The following is a 16,297-nucleotide window of genomic DNA, read 5'->3' as shown; positions in this document are numbered from 1 at the left end:
ATAAAAAGACAAAATCAAAAATTTATTTTAAAACATTTTTTTAACAATATATATCTTAAAAAACCTTTATCAAAACTCATCTAAAACATATAAATTTAACCTCGATACTTTGTTTGGTGCCTTTTTTACTCATTTTTGCAGGCGGTGCATTTATGAATACCAATAAGGATATTGGTACAATTATTAAATTTTCTGGGTTTGGGTATATGATTTTCTACGCTATAATCCATTTAAAATTTAACAAAAACCTAATAACTGCCACATCCATTTTTATTCCATTTTTGCTCTATGGAATAATTATCTCATTCAATATTAAAGCAGGTATAAGCGATGGATTACGTTATTTATTTCCATTAATTATTCTTTTCTATAGTTATTCGATAAAAAAACAATTCCCTATACTACTCAAGTTTGTTGTTTTTTTTGTGATTCTTAATTTTGTTGTCCAACTTGTTAATTATGCAAATTGGATAAGGGGTGTAGAACAATGGTTTTATTACAAGCGAGATGGCTATACTTCATTTAGTCAAGTAGCAGGCATTTTAAGAGGAACTGGGGTTGTTGTTTTTTTTGGGTTTTATGGTTTTCTTAATTTAATATCATACATCATAATTTCAAAATATTATAAAGGAAAGTATAAGATGCTAATTTTAAGTTTTGCTGTTTTTGGAATTCTTGCAAGTATCTCTTATAAGACAGTTGGAACATTTTTAATCATTCTCTTTATTTATCATTATAAACATTTTGTAAAATTGTTAAGTGGTCTTCTAATATTGGCACTTATAATATTTATATCCTTTGCAGAAGAAGGTCTTTTTTTTCTTGAAAATTTTATGTTACGTATAAAATTATATATTACTGGTTCAAGAACGGCAAGAAGCGAATCGTATCGAGTCATGCTTGAAGAAATTAAGTCATTTAATTTTTTTGGGGAGGGAGTAGGTACTTTTGGAGGTCCGGGTTCTATTAAATACAATTCTCCCTATTATTTTGAGAAAAGTTACAAATGGTATGATGCGGAGTGGCTCAACCTCATAACTACAGATACGTACTACCCACATCCTATTGTTGAATTAGGTATTATAGGAGGTCTTGTTTATCTTACTTCGCTATGTATTCCATTATTGCAAAAAAAAATATCTAGCCGTCTAGCAATTTTAGCACTTATTTATTTTGCTATATTTTTTGATTCCTTATTTTCATTCTCACTAAATAACCCTGAGTTTTTGATGTATTCTATCGTCTTTGCATACCCTATACTTCATTATTATGAAAAAAAAGATTAACATTTTGCTTTTTGCAAATATCCCCATAGAAAGTGACAAACGATCACTAGGTGGAGCCACTATACTCACAAAAGAAATTTTAGAATATTTAAAAAATGAAAAGAGTATTAATGTAAAACACGTTCAAATACGAAAATTGTGGAAGCCAAAACTTCAGTTATTCGACTTTATCTTTTGGCTTATTAAATTCCCCTTTATAATAAAGAAGTACGACATTGTAAGCTTACACGCAACAAAAGACATGCATTTTTATTTTTGCCCTTTATTAATTATATGGCTTAGATTATTCAAAAAGAAATATGCTTACCATTGCTTTGCAGGTAACTTTCATAAGCAATATGAACAAAAAACCTTTCTTCACAAAAAAATTATAGATGCAACTATATTAAAAGCTAATGCACTGTTTTTTGAAACAAAGGAAATGGTTTCTTATTTTGAAAAACGAACTAAAGCCATCTGTATTTGGCTCCCCAATGCTAGAAAACCTCAAAACGCAACAATTAGAAGGTTTGAAAAAAGGTTTGTTTTCATTTCACGCATCCTACCTTGTAAAGGAGTCGAAGAGATTGTTGAGGCAAGTAAAAACTTGCCAAAAGATTATATTATTGACCTTTATGGTCCTATTAATAACGATTTCTATCCCAATAATTATTTTGACTCACTTCCAATAAACTATTGTGGAATTTTAAAGCCAAATAAAGTGCTTTCAACAATAAACAAATACAACGTTATGCTCTTGCCCACTTATTGCTATGGCGAAGGGTATCCTGGAGCAATTATTGAAGCGCTTTCGCTTGGAGTACCAACAATATCAACACACTTTAACTCTATTAGCGAGATTATAACTCATAAGAGTAATGGTATACTAGTACCCATTCAAGATAGTACTGCACTTGAAAAAGCAATTTTAGAGTTTACTGAATATAATTATAAACAATTTGCAATAAATGCACTAAAAAGCTTCGATAATTTTAACAGTAATTTAGTCTTTTCTAAATTTACAAACTGCTACTTAAATGTATAGAAAATTGACAATATGGATAACCCTTACCCTTGTTTTGCTCATGGGATATCTATCCATTTCGTTCATCGTTAAAGAGTCTCGCAACTTTTCGAGTCTTAACTATGATTGGTCAAACGCAAAGGAAGTTCAAAATTTCGGAAAGGTGACCGTTGATTCAATTTCAGACGATTATTTGAGGCTAGTTGTTTCAGAAAAACAACATTTAGGACCAACAAATACATTTAATATTTCAAACAATAACGGAAGTTTTTATTTTAGGTACACTTACAGACTTGTTGAAAAAAATGCAGTCATTTTTAAAGGACTTATTTGGTTGAATGTCCAGCCAGAAAACAATAAGGAAATTTACGTATTTAAAGAAATTGACCTGCCAATTATTAGTAGAAGCCAAGCTACTATAATCACTTTGGGTGATGAACAAATATTTGAAAACGAAGCGAAATACTTCAGAAAAGAAATTAAACGCAGGAAAGAAATCAACTTTATTGGTACAAATAAAGATATTTATGGTTTCAATTATTACTCAAATAGTACAATTTCATACCAAGAATTAGATACATTATATGCTCAAATTCCCAAAGCACAAATTTTAATTCTCTTATTAAAACCTTCACAGAATTTAAAAAAAGAGCTTTTGGCATTTAAAAATTTTAGCAAAAAAATAAGTTCAGATAAAAATTTTGATCAAGCATTTATTATCACGCAACCTATTTACAATAATAACTATATAGATTATAAAAGATTTAATAAAGCGCTTTGTGAAATTTCAGAAAAAAATAAAAAAATTAAATGTATTGATATAGAAGCGTTGTTTGGAAAATCGACGCTTTTTTATCGAGGAGAGGTAAACGAAATTAGTAAAGAAGGATATGAAAAGTTGGCTGCAACAATTTCAAAATTATTTTAGCGTAAAGGAAAATAGTGAATTCCACTTTCTTTTCGCCCTAGCGCTAGTAGTGGTAACTATACCATTGCCCAAATACAGTTTAAATTCACAAGCAATAATTTTGCTTGTGGTGGGATGGTTACTTCTCAATAATATGAAAGAAAAATGGAAGCTGTTGAAGCACAACTATAGAAATGTGCTTTTACTAAGTATTCCTTTTTTTTTACACTTGGTAGGATTAATTTATACCAATAATCTCGAAAGAGGCTTTAGTGAAATTATAAAAATGCTCCCTTTTTTAATTTTCCCACTCATATTTTACACCATTGACACAGTTTTTATTTCAAAAGAAAAGATATTACAATACTTACCTATTAGTGTTTTTGTTGCATCTATAATTACGTTAATAAAAGCTTCCTTTTTTTATTTCAATAATTTAGGTAATTACTTTTATTATGATCAATTAGCTGTTTTTTTAAATAAGCACACAACTTATTTTTCCCTCTTTGTAGTGATTAGCTGTATTATTTTATTAAAGAATATCGCTATTAACTATAAAAAGACTCTAAGTTTTTTATTACTTATTTTTTTTATTATAATGCTCTATTTTTTAAGTGTTAGAATTAGCGTTATTGCTATGGGGGCAGCTTTTCTTTTTTTTATCTTTAATCATTTAAAGGGATGGATACTACTCATAGCAATTGCGCTTATTCCCATTTCAATAACCTTGGCATATAACACTCCTCATTTTAAAAAAAGATTTGAACCTAGCCACACAGAAAATGCAGTTCTGGAAGATGTAGATTATAGAAAATTACATTGGGAGGCTGTTTTTATGTCAATCAAGCATAAGCTACTTTTAGGTAGAGGAACAGAGGGAGACAGAGATGATTTACATTCTATTTACAACGATAAAAAACTGACTGCTGCCTACGAAGAAAATTACAATGCGCACAATCAATTACTCGAAATAGGTCTTGATTTTGGAATTTTGGGAATGGTGATTTTCTTACTGTATGTGTGGTTTTTAATTAAAAATGCAATAACTCATAATAATAAATTATTGCTTCTAATCATTATTATCTTTGCTTTATATTCAATTACAGAATCTATTTTTGTAAGACATAGTGGGATAATATTATTTTCTTTGTTAACCTCGTTATTAATTTTAAAAAAAGAAGATGAGATTGTGTAGCCTTTTAATTGTTCTTATTTTTTTTAGCTGTAAGAATGATAAAGAAATTTTTCAAAAGACCATTATAAAAAATAAAGAAGAAACTTCTTCTAATAAAAACATATTAAAAAAATTTGAAGATAATTTTGATGTCAAATTAAACAGTTTTTGGAAAAGAGAAAATCAAGACTCTGCTCGAATTAAGATTGTAAATGACCCATTAGAACAAGAAAACAAAGTGCTTAAAGTTGACTTAAATCTTGGAGATTATGTTAGTGGAGGGTTAAGGTCTGAAATTTTAATTGAACCAAAAGATTCTTTTGGTTATAAAACCAATTATTCATTTAAGTTCTTATTACCGAATGATTTTTTTAAAGAAAATGAAGACAAAGGTTGGATTATTATTCATCAATGGCATGATTCACCACCACCAGGATTTGGTTGGTCAACCTACAAAGAAAAGACACAACCCCCCCTCCATTTACTAATTGAACATAATCCAGACGGAATTTATTATTTATATTTTAAAACAGGTTTAAAAACAGGAGGAATGGACGAAATTTACACAACAATTTGGAAGGAAAATTTAAAACCTAATCAATGGTATGAATTTTCTTGCGAAGTATTGTGGAGTCTTTATAACAATGAAGGATATTCAATACCAAAATTAAATGGTAACTATCCGTTTGATTTAAAAGGTGATACAATGGTTAAAAGAGAAAGAATAATGAGAAGAAATATGTACAATTCGTTACCAAACTACTTTAAAATGGGTCTTTACAGGTCTGGTACAGAAAAACATAATAGATCCATTTACTTTGATGATTTTAAATACAAATCAATAAGAATGAAATAGTTTAATTAAAAATATGTCTACAAAAAAAATGATAAGTTTTAATTTGTCAACTATTAAAATATTAAATACCACCATCCACAATCTCACAATGAAACAAACCATTGAGAGAGTTGATAATGCTATAGTGCAAAATAAACAACTCCATCATGTAGTTGTAAATGCAGGTAAAATGGTAGCCATGCAAAAAGACCCCCAACTTAGGGAAAGTGTAAACAGTAGTGATATTATCAATGCTGATGGGCAAGCAGTAGTTTGGGCAAGTAAATTTCTTGGCAAACCACTTGAAGAAAGAGTTGCCGGAATAGATTTAATGCATAATCTTGTTACTTTAGCATATAAAAAAAACTATAAAATCTTTTTGCTAGGTGCAAAAGAAGAAGTAGTTGGTAATGTTGCAAAAATATATGCAAAAAAATACAACAGAGACCTCATTGCAGGTTATCGTAACGGTTATTTTACTAGAGAACAAGAGCCAGAGATAGCAAGACAAATTGCTGCAAGTGGGGCGCAAATGCTTTTCGTTGCAATTACCTCCCCAATAAAGGAAAACTTTCTATACAACCATAGAGAAATTTTAAAAGAGATTAACTTTGTAATGGGTGTAGGCGGCAGTTTTGATGTAGTTGCAGGCGTTACTAAAAGAGCACCTCTATGGATGCAAAATGCTGGATTAGAATGGTTCTACCGCTTTGCGCAAGAGCCTAAGCGTATGTGGAAACGCTACCTCGTAGGGAATAGTAAGTTTATATATCTTGTGTTAAAGGAAAAATTGAAAGGAGCCTAAGGATTTCACCATATTGTTTTTTACCTTCACAGCAGCAACAATTATCTATAATTGAGGTGAGAATAATAACAAAGCATTAATGAGAATACTTCTTTCTTCCATATATCCATTCGCATTTATGCTGCTGTTTTTCATCATTCCATTTGATGATTATATACGTGCTTTACCTAATATTTTAATTATAATTTTAATTGTCACATTTCCCTTTGTGATAAAAAAAGAGCACATAGGTAAATTGAGAAAATTACCCACCATGTTATTCATAGTTTTCTTTGGGTACATAGTGTTAGCAGCTTTAGTTACGGGAAGGATAGAAACCGATTTTAAAATTATAAAAAAAATAGGTATCGCAGCAGGACTATTAGTTCTATATCTGCCAGTATATCATGACCGTAAAGTTCAAAAAGCAATCATGTTCTCAGCACTTGCAGCCGTAATTTTCTCCGTGGTGAGTATTTTTTACGCTGCAAATACAAACGCTAGTTTTGAGTTTGGAGATACCCAGATGGTTATTGAGGCCCTTCTTATTGATAGACTTTACCTAGGACTTATTAGTGTGTTAAGTATCGTTTTTTCATACTATGCAATGCGCCGGGAGTATCACGATCACAACAAATATTATTTTGCTAACATTGTTATAAATGTATTATTTATAGCGCTAATTGTATCAAAAATTGCCGCAATTGTGTGTTTAGTAATTTTCATAGTAGCACAACTATATAGCAAGAAAAAAGTTTTACGAGCTATAATGGCCATTACAGCAATAGCAATTATTTTTTGTGCAGTGTTTTTTATAAAAAACCAACTTAAATCCAATACTAGCAAGGGCTTTAAGACAGAAGTAAATACTTTTTTCAACACTTCAAATACATGGCGTACAAGAATAGTTGCTTGGGATTGTGCGATTAAAAATATTGAAAATCAAGGTATTAACTTAGCGGGTGTAGGTTTTAAGAAAACTAAGGATGATCTAATAAATTGTTACGGTACAAATATTAAAAATGATACAGAGAGAGCCACATTTGTAAATGAACGATACAATTCTCACAATCAGTTTTTAGACATATATAGCAGTACAGGATTAATAGGTTTATTATTATTTGTAGGTTTCCTTATTGTAACATTTGCAACAAATAAAAAGCAATTTTTCCCCACAGCAATTATTGTAACTTTAGTGATTTATTGCTTAGTAGAAAATATATTTCACCGCCAGATGGGAGCGTACTATTTTGGGTTGATGCTTATAATTTTACTTGTTTCAAACAATAACCCTCAAAACAATACGCTAAAGAACTAATAAAGCCATTGCAAAGTGTATTTTTGCTTCGGAAATTTCAAACCATTAAAATTTCCGAAGAAGAACAAAATCAATCTAATAGCGATGATGTGTTCACTTAATTAAGAAGAGTAATCATAAAATAAACCCCGTACGTTAAACGGAATTAAAGATATGAAGATAACAGTTGTAGGAACAGGATATGTAGGACTAGTAACTGGTACCTGTCTGGCCGAAACAGGAAATGAAGTAATTTGTGTAGACATTGATGCAGAGAAAGTGAAGCAAATGCAGTCTGGTATTGTTCCCATTTATGAACCACATCTAGATGTTATTTTTGATAGAAATATTAAAGCAGGGAGACTTACATTTACTACATCGCTCGATGAAGGTTTAGACCATGGCGAAATTATTTTTTTAGCATTACCTACTCCAGAAGACGAAGATGGAAGCGCAGATTTAAGGTATGTACTGGGTGTAAGTGAAGAGATAGGAAAAAAAATAAAAAGCTATAAAGTAATTGTTGACAAAAGCACAGTACCCGTTGGTACTGCTGAAAAAGTACGCGCCACCATTGCAAAAAATGCAAGTTGTGATTTTGATGTGGTTTCAAACCCAGAATTTTTGAGAGAAGGTTTTGCCGTAGATGATTTTTTAAAACCAGAACGTATTGTTGTTGGTTCAAGTAGTGAAAAAGCTACAGCCCTTATGCAAAAATTATATAAGCCCTTTGTACGTTCAGGCAATCCAATTATTATTATGGATGAAAAAAGTGCCGAACTTACTAAATATGCTTCAAACTCATTTCTTGCAACAAAAATTACTTTTATGAACGAAATAGCAAACTATTGTGAAGCAGTAGGAGCTGATGTTGATAAAGTGAGAGTTGGTATGGGGACTGATAGCCGTATAGGAAAACGTTTTTTATTTCCTGGCATTGGTTATGGTGGATCTTGTTTCCCAAAAGACGTAAAGGCACTACAAAAAGCAGGACGCGACTCAAATTATGAATTCAAAATTCTAGATTCAGTAATCAGAGTAAACGAAGGGCAGAAAATAATTTTATTACCCAAAATTGACGCGCATTTTAAAGGAGATTTAAAAGGTAAGAAAATAGCAATTTGGGGATTAGCATTTAAGCCAGAGACCGATGATATTAGAGAAGCACCTTCATTGTATTTAATGAAAGGATTGTTGGAACGCGGAGCTTCATTACAAGTTTTTGATCCAGAGGCAATGCCTAATATTCAAAAAAGATTTGGTAATACACTTGATTATGCATCAGGAATGTATGAAGCGCTAGATGGTGCAGATGCGTTACTCATTTGTACAGAATGGAGTATTTTTAGAACACCTAATCTTGTTAAAGTAAAGCAACTATTGCAACAACCTGTCATCTTTGATGGTAGAAACCTTTATGATACAAATGATATGCAGGAAGCAGGATTCAACTATGTATCTATAGGTAGAACAGAAATAAAAGCATAATGAAAACAGTTTTAATAACAGGTGCTGCAGGGTTTTTAGGATCACATTTATGTGATAAATTTATTGCTGAGGGTTTTAAAGTAATAGGGATGGATAACCTTATTACTGGAGATAAGCGTAACCTTGAACATTTGTTTAAACTAGAGCAATTTGACTTTTACCATCATGATGTTACAAAGTTTGTACACGTTGCTGGTAAGGTAGATTATATTTTACATTTTGCTTCTCCTGCAAGTCCTATTGACTATCTCAAAATCCCTATTCAAACGTTAAAAGTAGGGTCACTTGGGACACATAATTTGTTAGGCCTAGCAAAAGAAAAAGATGCTCGCTTTATGATTGCATCAACCTCTGAGGTATATGGTGATCCACAAGTACACCCACAAAAAGAAACTTACTACGGAAACGTAAATACCATTGGACCTCGTGGCGTTTATGATGAAGCAAAACGTTTTCAAGAATCCATTACTATGGCATACCATAGATTTCATGGATTAGACACGCGCATTGCTCGTATATTTAATACATATGGACCAAGAATGCGACTTAATGATGGTCGTGTAATTCCAGCGTTTATTGGGCAAGCCTTGCGAGGAGAAGATTTAACTGTTTTTGGTGACGGTTTACAAACACGATCTTTTTGTTATGTTCAAGATCAAGTGGAGGGACTGTATAGATTATTGATGAGTGATTATACAAAGCCAGTAAATATAGGGAATCCAGAAGAAATTACAATACTTGATTTTGCAAAGGAAATTATCAAACTTACAGGAACTGAACAAAAAATTATCTATAAAGAATTACCAAAGGACGACCCACTTCAGCGAGAACCAGATATATCATTAGCTCGTAAAATTTTAGGATGGGAACCTAAAGTATCACGTGCAGACGGAATGAAAGTTACGTATGATTATTTTAAAAGTCTTTCAAAAGAAGAGCTACACAAAAGTGAACACAAGGATTTTTCAAAGCACATAAGAGCATAACATGATCTTTAAAAAGGGTAGATACTCAGGGTTTTTAAGACCTATCTCTTACGCAATCGATTTAGTGGTAATTAATACTTTCGCTTATTTATTTTTAGGTGGGGGAACAGAGTTTTTTAATTATACCATTTTTGTAACCATTTCGTGGATAATTTCCTCATCGATTATTAATTTCTATGAGATTTATAGATATACAAAAGCAATTAAAATACTCTCATTAGTTATGAAACAAACAATGATGTTTTTGCTCATTGTGTTTGCTTTTTACGGGTATTATTATACATTAAAACAAAATCCAGGTGCCATTGTAAAGTATGTTTTTACCGTAATGGGGATTATCTCGGGAATAAAAATTGCTATTTACTATTTATTAAAACAATACCGTGGTTTACTCGGGGGAAATAAAAGAAATGTAATTATTGTAGGCTTAAATGAAAAGACAAAAGAGCTAGAGCATTTTTTTAACGATAACTCAGAATATGGGTATCATCTCATGAAATCGTTTATCTTAAAAGGCCAAGAAAAAACATCTTTAGATACAATTTTTTCATTTATTGATAAAAATGAAATTGATGAAATATATGCTTCAGTTGGTGATTTGAGCGAAGAAAAAATGGCGAAGCTAATTGAGTATTCTGATAATAATTTAAAGATTTTAAAGTTTTTACCAGACAATAAAGAGATTTATGGCAAAAGACTAGACTTTAGTTATTATGGCTATTTACCAGTGCTTTCTCTACGTAAAATACCCATGGATGAACCTTTCAATAAGTTTATCAAACGAGCCTTTGATATAATTATGTCTCTTACCGTTATTGTGGGAATCTTATCTTGGTTAACACCTATTTTAGGAATACTCATAAAACTGGAATCTAAAGGTCCTGTGTTTTTTAAACAAAAAAGGAATGGTCTCGATTATAAAGAATTCTATTGCTACAAATTTAGATCCATGCGACCTAGCCCTACAGCTCATTTACATCAAGCTACAAAAGGAGATACTCGTATTACAAAAGTGGGTAAAATTATAAGAAAAACAAGTATGGATGAATTACCACAATTTATCAATGTACTAAAAGGAGATATGAGCGTCGTAGGACCTAGACCACATATGGTTAGCCACACACATATGTACGCAGAGCGAATTGACAAGTTTATGGTACGTCACTTTATCAAACCTGGAATTACTGGATTAGCACAAGTAAGTGGCTATAGAGGCGAAGTAGAGACTGATAAGGACATTATAAATAGAGTTAAATATGATATTTATTATTTAGAAAACTGGTCGCTTATTATGGATCTTAAAGTTGTTTTCCAAACCGTATATAATGCTATCAAAGGAGAAGAAAAAGCATACTAATACTATAGCACAACCGCTTATATCCATTATAACACCGCTGTATAATGCTGCTCCATTTATTGCTCAAACAATAGCTTCAATTCAATCTCAAACATATTCAAATTGGGAACTTTTAATTGTTGATGATAACTCTACAGATGCATCAGTTACTATTGTAAAAACATTAGCAAAAAATGATGCTCGCATCAAACTCACTGAGGAGAAAATAAACAAAGGGGCGGCCCAAGCTCGCAATAAGGGAACCTCGCTAGCACAAGGAACATATATTGCATTTTTAGATGCAGATGATTTGTGGCATTCGCAAAAGTTAGAAATTCAGTTATATTTCATGTCTAAAAATAACTGTAATGTAAGTTTTACGAGTTATGTTCACATAGATGAAAACGGGTATGAAATAGGAAAACGCATTAAAGCCATTAATCAATTAACTTATAAAAAGCAACATAATAATAATTACCTCGGAAATTTAACTGGCATGTACAATTGTGCCGTTTTAGGTAAAATAGAAGCACCTACAATAAGAAAACGTCAAGACTGGGCGGTATGGCTCGAAGCGATTAAAAGAAGTGCTAAACCTGCCTTAGGGATTCAACAAGACTTAGCATATTATAGAGTCCATAACGGCAATATGAGTAGAGATAAATTGAACCTTGTAAAATATAACTACGCATTTTACAGAGAATACTTAGGGTACTCAACAATCAAGTCTTCATTGTATTTACTCCGGTTTTTCTGGGAGTATTTTGTAAATCGACCTAAACACATTGAACAGTATTAATTGTAAAACCTTTGCGGTTAAATTACTTTTTGAAAAGCTCAGCTGACCAACTAAATAATTTGATAAAACTTTATTACAATACGCCTATCGAAGTGAGTGTAAAAGGCTGTTTTTAAACATTATAGCTATTTGTCCACTAAACACACAAACTGTTTCAGTTTTCCTCTATTGTTTCTATTTAAAACAGTTACACGTTCAAAGCTTAAAACTAGATCATTTTCTAAATATTTGAACAGTGCTTTTTTAACACTCTCTTCTTCAGTTTTTAATAGGGGGTTTTTTGCGGTATAAATGATTTTAAAGTGGTTTAATGTGTGTTGTTCAATTACAAATTCTTTTACATTTCCGTCGTCTTCAATAACGCTTTTTGTAACATAGTAAAATGTCAATCCTGGTACTTTTTTTCCGTTTTTAAGGATTGCGACATCATTTGTTCTGCCTATTAATTGAGCAAGGATGGGTTTTTTCAACGTACTATCTTTTGTCAATCTGCCAGTGTCGCCTATATCATACCTAATAAGTGGATGCGCTTTGTTGTATAATGATGTAATTACAATACGCCCAAGCTCCCCTTTAGGTAAAGGCTTATTATTTTCATCTAGTATTTCAACAAAAAGAGTTTCACTATTAACTATAAATTCATTTTGTGTGTTAGTGAATGCGATGAGGTCTAATTCACTCGCTCCGTATTCGTTAATCACGGGTACACCAAAAACTTTTTCCATCAATTTTTTATCACTTTCAAAAAGCATTTCGCTAGTAACGATGCATTGTTTGAGCGATGGACAAACATCTGTTAATAGTATATTTTTTTGTTGAATAAATTTTGCAAAAAGTACGATGGAGCTTGTATATCCATTGATGTAATCAAACTTTTTTCTTCGGAAATTTTCTAAAAACCCCTCCATTTTTTTATCAGAAAGATCAAAAATGGGAAATCTATATCTATTGCTTAACCTATCTTTTATTCGCTCTTTTTGATATCCAAATGTATCTAATGGAATTCCATAAAAGCGTGCTTGTAGAGAACGGTTAAAATCAATAGAATACCAACCAAACCTATCTAAAATTTCGGCCCAAGTCATGGCATGGCAAAACTTGTCTTTAGCAAAAATAAAAGGATGTCCACTAGAACCAGAAGTTTTATTGATGTAACAATTTTTTGAATGAAAACCGTGGGATAATCGCTCTTGTAGCGGGCGTTGTAAGTCCCTTTTTTTCAACACGGGTATTGCTTCCCAGTTATTCATTTCCGAAGCACCTACAAAATTACTGTAGTAGCTGTTTTCTCTTAAATGATAGTTAACTATTTCTTTTCGCAACGTATGCACATAGGCTTCATAATCAGCTTCTGGTATTGCTTGAATTTCAAGTAAGCGCGCTTTTGCTTCCTTGATAGGAAAACCATTAAATCGCAGTGTGGTTTCAAATAAATTCAAACGTCAAAATTTAAAGCTGAAATATACAAAACGCTGGGGTACTATTTTGGTAAATTCATGTTACTTTTGTAGCCTTTAAAACCAGAAAAATATGAACATTTTAGTACTTGGGTCAGGCGGTCGTGAACATGCATTTGCGTATCAATTAGCAAAAAGTGAACGGTGTAAAAATTTATTTGTAGCACCTGGAAATGCAGGAACAGCTGCAATTGCAACAAATATTGATTTAAGTGTGACAGATTTTCAAGCGATTGAAAAATGTGTTTTAGAAAATAAAATAGACATGGTTGTGGTTGGGCCCGAAGATCCATTGGTAATGGGGATTGCCAATTATTTTAAGGAGACACCAAGTTTGAAGAAGATAAAAATTATTGGTCCTTCAAAAAGAGGTGCTTTGTTAGAAGGAAGTAAAGAACGTGCAAAGGAGTTTATGTTACAACACAATATTCCTACTGCGGCGTATGCGAGTTTTACTTCAGAAACATTAGATGCGGGAAAACAGTTTTTAGAAACATTGAAAGCACCTTATGTATTAAAAGCAGACGGGCTTGCAGCCGGAAAAGGGGTATTGATTATACAAGATATTGAAGAAGCAAAAAGTGCACTTGCCGAAATGCTTGGTGGTAAATTTGGCGATGCAAGTAATACTGTGGTAATCGAAGAGTTTTTAGACGGGATTGAGTTAAGCGTATTTGTATTGACAGATGGTAAAAACTATAAGGTTTTGCCTACAGCAAAAGATTACAAGCGAATAGGAGAGGGCGATAAGGGCTTGAATACTGGCGGAATGGGAGCTATATCTCCAGTGCCCTTTGCAGACGAGGTGTTGATGCAGAAAATAGAAGAGCGTATTGTAAAACCCACGGTAAAGGGTTTAAAGGAAGAGGAGATTGATTATAAAGGTTTTGTGTTTATTGGATTAATAAAGGTGGGAGATGAGCCGTATGTTATTGAATATAATGTGCGTATGGGCGATCCAGAGACCGAGGTGGTTTTACCACGAATAAAGACAGATCTAGTTGATTTGCTCGAAGCGACCTATGAGCAAAATCTAGATATTATGCCCATAGAACTTGAAGAAAAAGCGGCGGCTACGGTGATGCTGGTTTCGGGAGGATATCCAGAGGCATATGAAAAAGGAAAAGAAATTAAAGGCACTGAAAATGTGCAGGATTCCATCGTTTTTCATGCTGGAACCGCACAGAATGAAGAAAGATTAGTGACTAATGGAGGTCGTGTTATCGCAGTTACATCGCTAGATTTAGATTATAAAAAAGCAATTCAAAAATCATATACAGAGATTGAAAAAATATCTTTTGATGGGATGTTTTTCAGGAAAGATATTGGTTTTGATTTGTAAATATATTGTTTAGTTTATAATTTTTTTAAGGCGTATTTATAGGTTAAAGTCAAAACTGATATTTAGCTCTTTAAATAAAATTCATCCCACAAAAAAAAGGGTTAAAGCTTAATCGTGATTACGATTAAGCTTTAACCCTTTACTTTTTTATAAAATCTAGTCTTTGTATTGGTATGTATCTCCACCCAAGAAAGAGTGAGATGTTGAGGTGCGATCCTCTTCATTATTGTCATTATATTTTTTTAGTTCTAGCATCCAGTAAATAAATGCTACAAAACCAACCAAAATAAATAACCAAGATATAATATTTGCAGCAGACCAGCTTTCTAATTCCAGCGCACGTAATGCATCAAAAGGTGCAAATAAAACATCTTCTGAAAACTCTTTAATACCGTAAAAAACATCTCTTAAAGCCATATCTTTATATTTTGAAATGCAAAAGTATAAATAAGTCCCTATGCTCGCAAGCTTTTTTGGTAAATCTAGCCCTATAAATTATGTGTTGTTGTGCATTTCTATAAGTGTAGGTTATTTATTATTCCTTTTTAATAGTCAATCTTGGACATTTAGTTTCATAAATTTAGGCAGTAGTGTTTTAATATTATCGCTCTTGATGTTTATGCTATTGCTAGTTGATTTCATTATTCGAAAAAATGATGTTACAGAAAATAATACTTATGCAATTTTTATTTATACTATCTTTCTATTAATGACCCCAAGTGTTTTTGGTGAGACTAATATTATTATTTCGGCAATTTTTTTATTACTATCAACTCGGAGAATTTTGAGTCTACGAACAGGAAGGAATATTGAAAAAAAACTTTTTGATGCAGGAATGTATATAACACTTGCATCCCTCTTTTATTTTTGGGCAATTCTTTATTTTATAATAGTATTTATTGCAATTTTTAGATTATTAAGTATTTCATTTAAATTACTCTTAATTCCGGTTTTATCCTTTATTACTGTATTTACACTTGCTGTTGTTTTTTATTTATTGAAAGACGATTCATTTACATGGATTTTTAATTGGAACCAAACGGGCAACTTTGACTTTAGAGGATATAATAAAATACCCATTCTTATCCCAATAACTATGTTAATTAGCTTGCTATTATGGATGGGAAGTAGTCGCTTAGTTAAAATCACATCTTTATCAAAAAAAGAGAAACCCGCTGGTTTTATGATATTAGCTATAGGAGTTGTGACTATTTTTGTAGTCGCCTTGAGTCCGCAAAAAAATGGAGCAGAATTACTTTTTCTCTTCTTCCCAGTCTCAATTTTAACTACAAATTATATTGAGGCAGCCTCTGTAAAAGAGCGCTACATTTTTAATGAAATACTTTTGTGGGCTTTATTTTTCTTAGCATTAATTATTGGCTTTATACTAAATTAATTTTTTGGGCAGAGCCGAAATATAGCAGGTTTATATATTTCCGAAGAGAGATAGAATTGTAAACTTAAATAAGAAGCAATTTTTTATTTTAACGAAATCTTAGAAAATCAACCTATAAATCTTTAGTAAAAACGCTAGTTTTTTTTTAAAAAAGAAGAGATAATGAAGCTAAACTATTAATAGGCTGTATTGTATAAAACACTCAAA

Annotated in this window: 15 protein-coding genes; 13 read left to right on the top strand and 2 right to left on the bottom strand. The window is 31.8% G+C overall.

Annotated features, from left to right (window positions below; all coding sequences use genetic code 11):
- Window positions 1-116: 116 nt before the first annotated feature.
- From GB234_RS01765 to GB234_RS01715, 11 genes are all read left to right on the top strand, one after another.
- Window positions 117-1,286, top strand: a complete 1,170-nt coding sequence (locus tag GB234_RS01765; RefSeq protein ID WP_172966828.1) for an O-antigen ligase family protein — start codon at window positions 117-119, stop codon at window positions 1,284-1,286.
- The gene (locus GB234_RS01760; RefSeq protein ID WP_151892788.1) at window positions 1,270-2,310 is read left to right on the top strand and encodes a glycosyltransferase; all 1,041 of its coding nucleotides are present in this window, start codon (window positions 1,270-1,272) and stop codon (window positions 2,308-2,310) included. The genes GB234_RS01765 and GB234_RS01760 overlap by 17 nt, the downstream gene beginning before the upstream one ends.
- Window positions 2,303-3,217, top strand: coding sequence for a hypothetical protein (locus tag GB234_RS01755; protein WP_151892787.1), 915 nt, complete (start codon window positions 2,303-2,305; stop codon window positions 3,215-3,217). The genes GB234_RS01760 and GB234_RS01755 overlap by 8 nt, the downstream gene beginning before the upstream one ends.
- On the top strand, window positions 3,180-4,391 hold the full coding sequence (locus GB234_RS15035) for an O-antigen ligase family protein (protein ID WP_151892786.1): 1,212 nt from the start codon (window positions 3,180-3,182) through the stop codon (window positions 4,389-4,391). The genes GB234_RS01755 and GB234_RS15035 overlap by 38 nt, the downstream gene beginning before the upstream one ends.
- Window positions 4,378-5,226 carry a heparin lyase I family protein gene (locus tag GB234_RS01745; RefSeq protein WP_151892785.1) on the top strand — a complete coding sequence of 283 codons (849 nt, stop codon included), beginning with the start codon at window positions 4,378-4,380 and terminating at the stop codon, window positions 5,224-5,226. Before GB234_RS15035 ends, GB234_RS01745 begins: the two co-directional genes overlap by 14 nt.
- Before the next feature lie 13 nt (window positions 5,227-5,239).
- A complete protein-coding gene (locus GB234_RS01740; RefSeq protein ID WP_235906035.1) occupies window positions 5,240-6,010 on the top strand; it encodes a WecB/TagA/CpsF family glycosyltransferase in 771 nt (256 codons plus the stop codon).
- 79 nt (window positions 6,011-6,089) lie between these two features.
- On the top strand, window positions 6,090-7,307 hold the full coding sequence (locus tag GB234_RS01735; RefSeq protein WP_151892784.1) for an O-antigen ligase family protein: 1,218 nt from the start codon (window positions 6,090-6,092) through the stop codon (window positions 7,305-7,307).
- 153 nt (window positions 7,308-7,460) lie between these two features.
- On the top strand, window positions 7,461-8,774 hold the full coding sequence (locus GB234_RS01730; RefSeq protein WP_151892783.1) for a UDP-glucose dehydrogenase family protein: 1,314 nt from the start codon (window positions 7,461-7,463) through the stop codon (window positions 8,772-8,774).
- Window positions 8,774-9,760 carry a UDP-glucuronic acid decarboxylase family protein gene (locus GB234_RS01725; protein ID WP_151892782.1) on the top strand — a complete coding sequence of 329 codons (987 nt, stop codon included), beginning with the start codon at window positions 8,774-8,776 and terminating at the stop codon, window positions 9,758-9,760. The genes GB234_RS01730 and GB234_RS01725 overlap by 1 nt, the downstream gene beginning before the upstream one ends.
- Before the next feature lies 1 nt (window position 9,761).
- Window positions 9,762-11,117 carry an exopolysaccharide biosynthesis polyprenyl glycosylphosphotransferase gene (locus tag GB234_RS01720; RefSeq protein ID WP_151892781.1) on the top strand — a complete coding sequence of 452 codons (1,356 nt, stop codon included), beginning with the start codon at window positions 9,762-9,764 and terminating at the stop codon, window positions 11,115-11,117.
- Window positions 11,086-11,895 (top strand): glycosyltransferase family 2 protein, encoded by an 810-nt coding sequence (locus tag GB234_RS01715; protein WP_151892780.1) that lies wholly within the window; start codon window positions 11,086-11,088, stop codon window positions 11,893-11,895. Before GB234_RS01720 ends, GB234_RS01715 begins: the two co-directional genes overlap by 32 nt.
- A gap of 125 nt (window positions 11,896-12,020) precedes the next feature.
- Here the strand turns inward: GB234_RS01715 and GB234_RS01710 are convergent, their stop codons facing one another.
- Complete coding sequence (locus tag GB234_RS01710; RefSeq protein ID WP_151892779.1) at window positions 12,021-13,334, bottom strand: phenylacetate--CoA ligase family protein; 1,314 nt, start codon at window positions 13,332-13,334, stop codon at window positions 12,021-12,023.
- Between the two features lie 91 nt (window positions 13,335-13,425).
- On the opposite strand from GB234_RS01710, the gene purD reads away from it, so the two are divergent.
- A complete protein-coding gene (gene purD / locus GB234_RS01705; protein WP_151892778.1) occupies window positions 13,426-14,694 on the top strand; it encodes a phosphoribosylamine--glycine ligase in 1,269 nt (422 codons plus the stop codon).
- A gap of 156 nt (window positions 14,695-14,850) precedes the next feature.
- On the opposite strand, the gene GB234_RS01700 is transcribed toward purD, so the two are convergent.
- Window positions 14,851-15,111 carry a DUF6341 family protein gene (locus GB234_RS01700; RefSeq protein ID WP_151892777.1) on the bottom strand — a complete coding sequence of 87 codons (261 nt, stop codon included), beginning with the start codon at window positions 15,109-15,111 and terminating at the stop codon, window positions 14,851-14,853.
- A gap of 40 nt (window positions 15,112-15,151) precedes the next feature.
- Here GB234_RS01700 and GB234_RS01695 point away from each other — a divergent pair, with 40 nt between their 5' ends.
- The gene (locus tag GB234_RS01695; RefSeq protein WP_151892776.1) at window positions 15,152-16,090 is read left to right on the top strand and encodes a DUF6427 family protein; all 939 of its coding nucleotides are present in this window, start codon (window positions 15,152-15,154) and stop codon (window positions 16,088-16,090) included.
- Window positions 16,091-16,297 lie beyond the last annotated feature (207 nt).

Origin of the sequence: Patiriisocius marinistellae (genome assembly GCF_009014635.1) — a bacterium.
Lineage (GTDB): Bacteria > Bacteroidota > Bacteroidia > Flavobacteriales > Flavobacteriaceae > Patiriisocius > Patiriisocius marinistellae.
The sequence above is the reverse complement of the archived record's forward strand: the minus strand, read 5'-3'. Positions and strand labels throughout refer to the sequence as shown.

Bases quoted from the DNA above. Each gene is read 5' to 3' on its own strand.
- GB234_RS01760 (WP_151892788.1), top strand. From the start codon at position 1,270: ATGAAAAAAAAGATTAACATTTTGCTTTTTGCAAATATCCCCATAGAA.
- GB234_RS01755 (WP_151892787.1), top strand. From the start codon at position 2,303: ATGTATAGAAAATTGACAATATGGATAACCCTTACCCTTGTTTTGCTC.
- GB234_RS15035 (WP_151892786.1), top strand. From the start codon at position 3,180: ATGAAAAGTTGGCTGCAACAATTTCAAAATTATTTTAGCGTAAAGGAA.
- GB234_RS01745 (WP_151892785.1), top strand. From the start codon at position 4,378: ATGAGATTGTGTAGCCTTTTAATTGTTCTTATTTTTTTTAGCTGTAAG.
- GB234_RS01740 (WP_235906035.1), top strand. From the start codon at position 5,240: ATGTCTACAAAAAAAATGATAAGTTTTAATTTGTCAACTATTAAAATA.
- GB234_RS01735 (WP_151892784.1), top strand. From the start codon at position 6,090: ATGAGAATACTTCTTTCTTCCATATATCCATTCGCATTTATGCTGCTG.
- GB234_RS01730 (WP_151892783.1), top strand. From the start codon at position 7,461: ATGAAGATAACAGTTGTAGGAACAGGATATGTAGGACTAGTAACTGGT.
- GB234_RS01725 (WP_151892782.1), top strand. From the start codon at position 8,774: ATGAAAACAGTTTTAATAACAGGTGCTGCAGGGTTTTTAGGATCACAT.
- GB234_RS01720 (WP_151892781.1), top strand. From the start codon at position 9,762: ATGATCTTTAAAAAGGGTAGATACTCAGGGTTTTTAAGACCTATCTCT.
- GB234_RS01715 (WP_151892780.1), top strand. From the start codon at position 11,086: ATGCTATCAAAGGAGAAGAAAAAGCATACTAATACTATAGCACAACCG.
- purD (WP_151892778.1), top strand. From the start codon at position 13,426: ATGAACATTTTAGTACTTGGGTCAGGCGGTCGTGAACATGCATTTGCG.
- GB234_RS01700 (WP_151892777.1), bottom strand. From the start codon at position 15,111: ATGGCTTTAAGAGATGTTTTTTACGGTATTAAAGAGTTTTCAGAAGAT.
- GB234_RS01695 (WP_151892776.1), top strand. From the start codon at position 15,152: ATGCTCGCAAGCTTTTTTGGTAAATCTAGCCCTATAAATTATGTGTTG.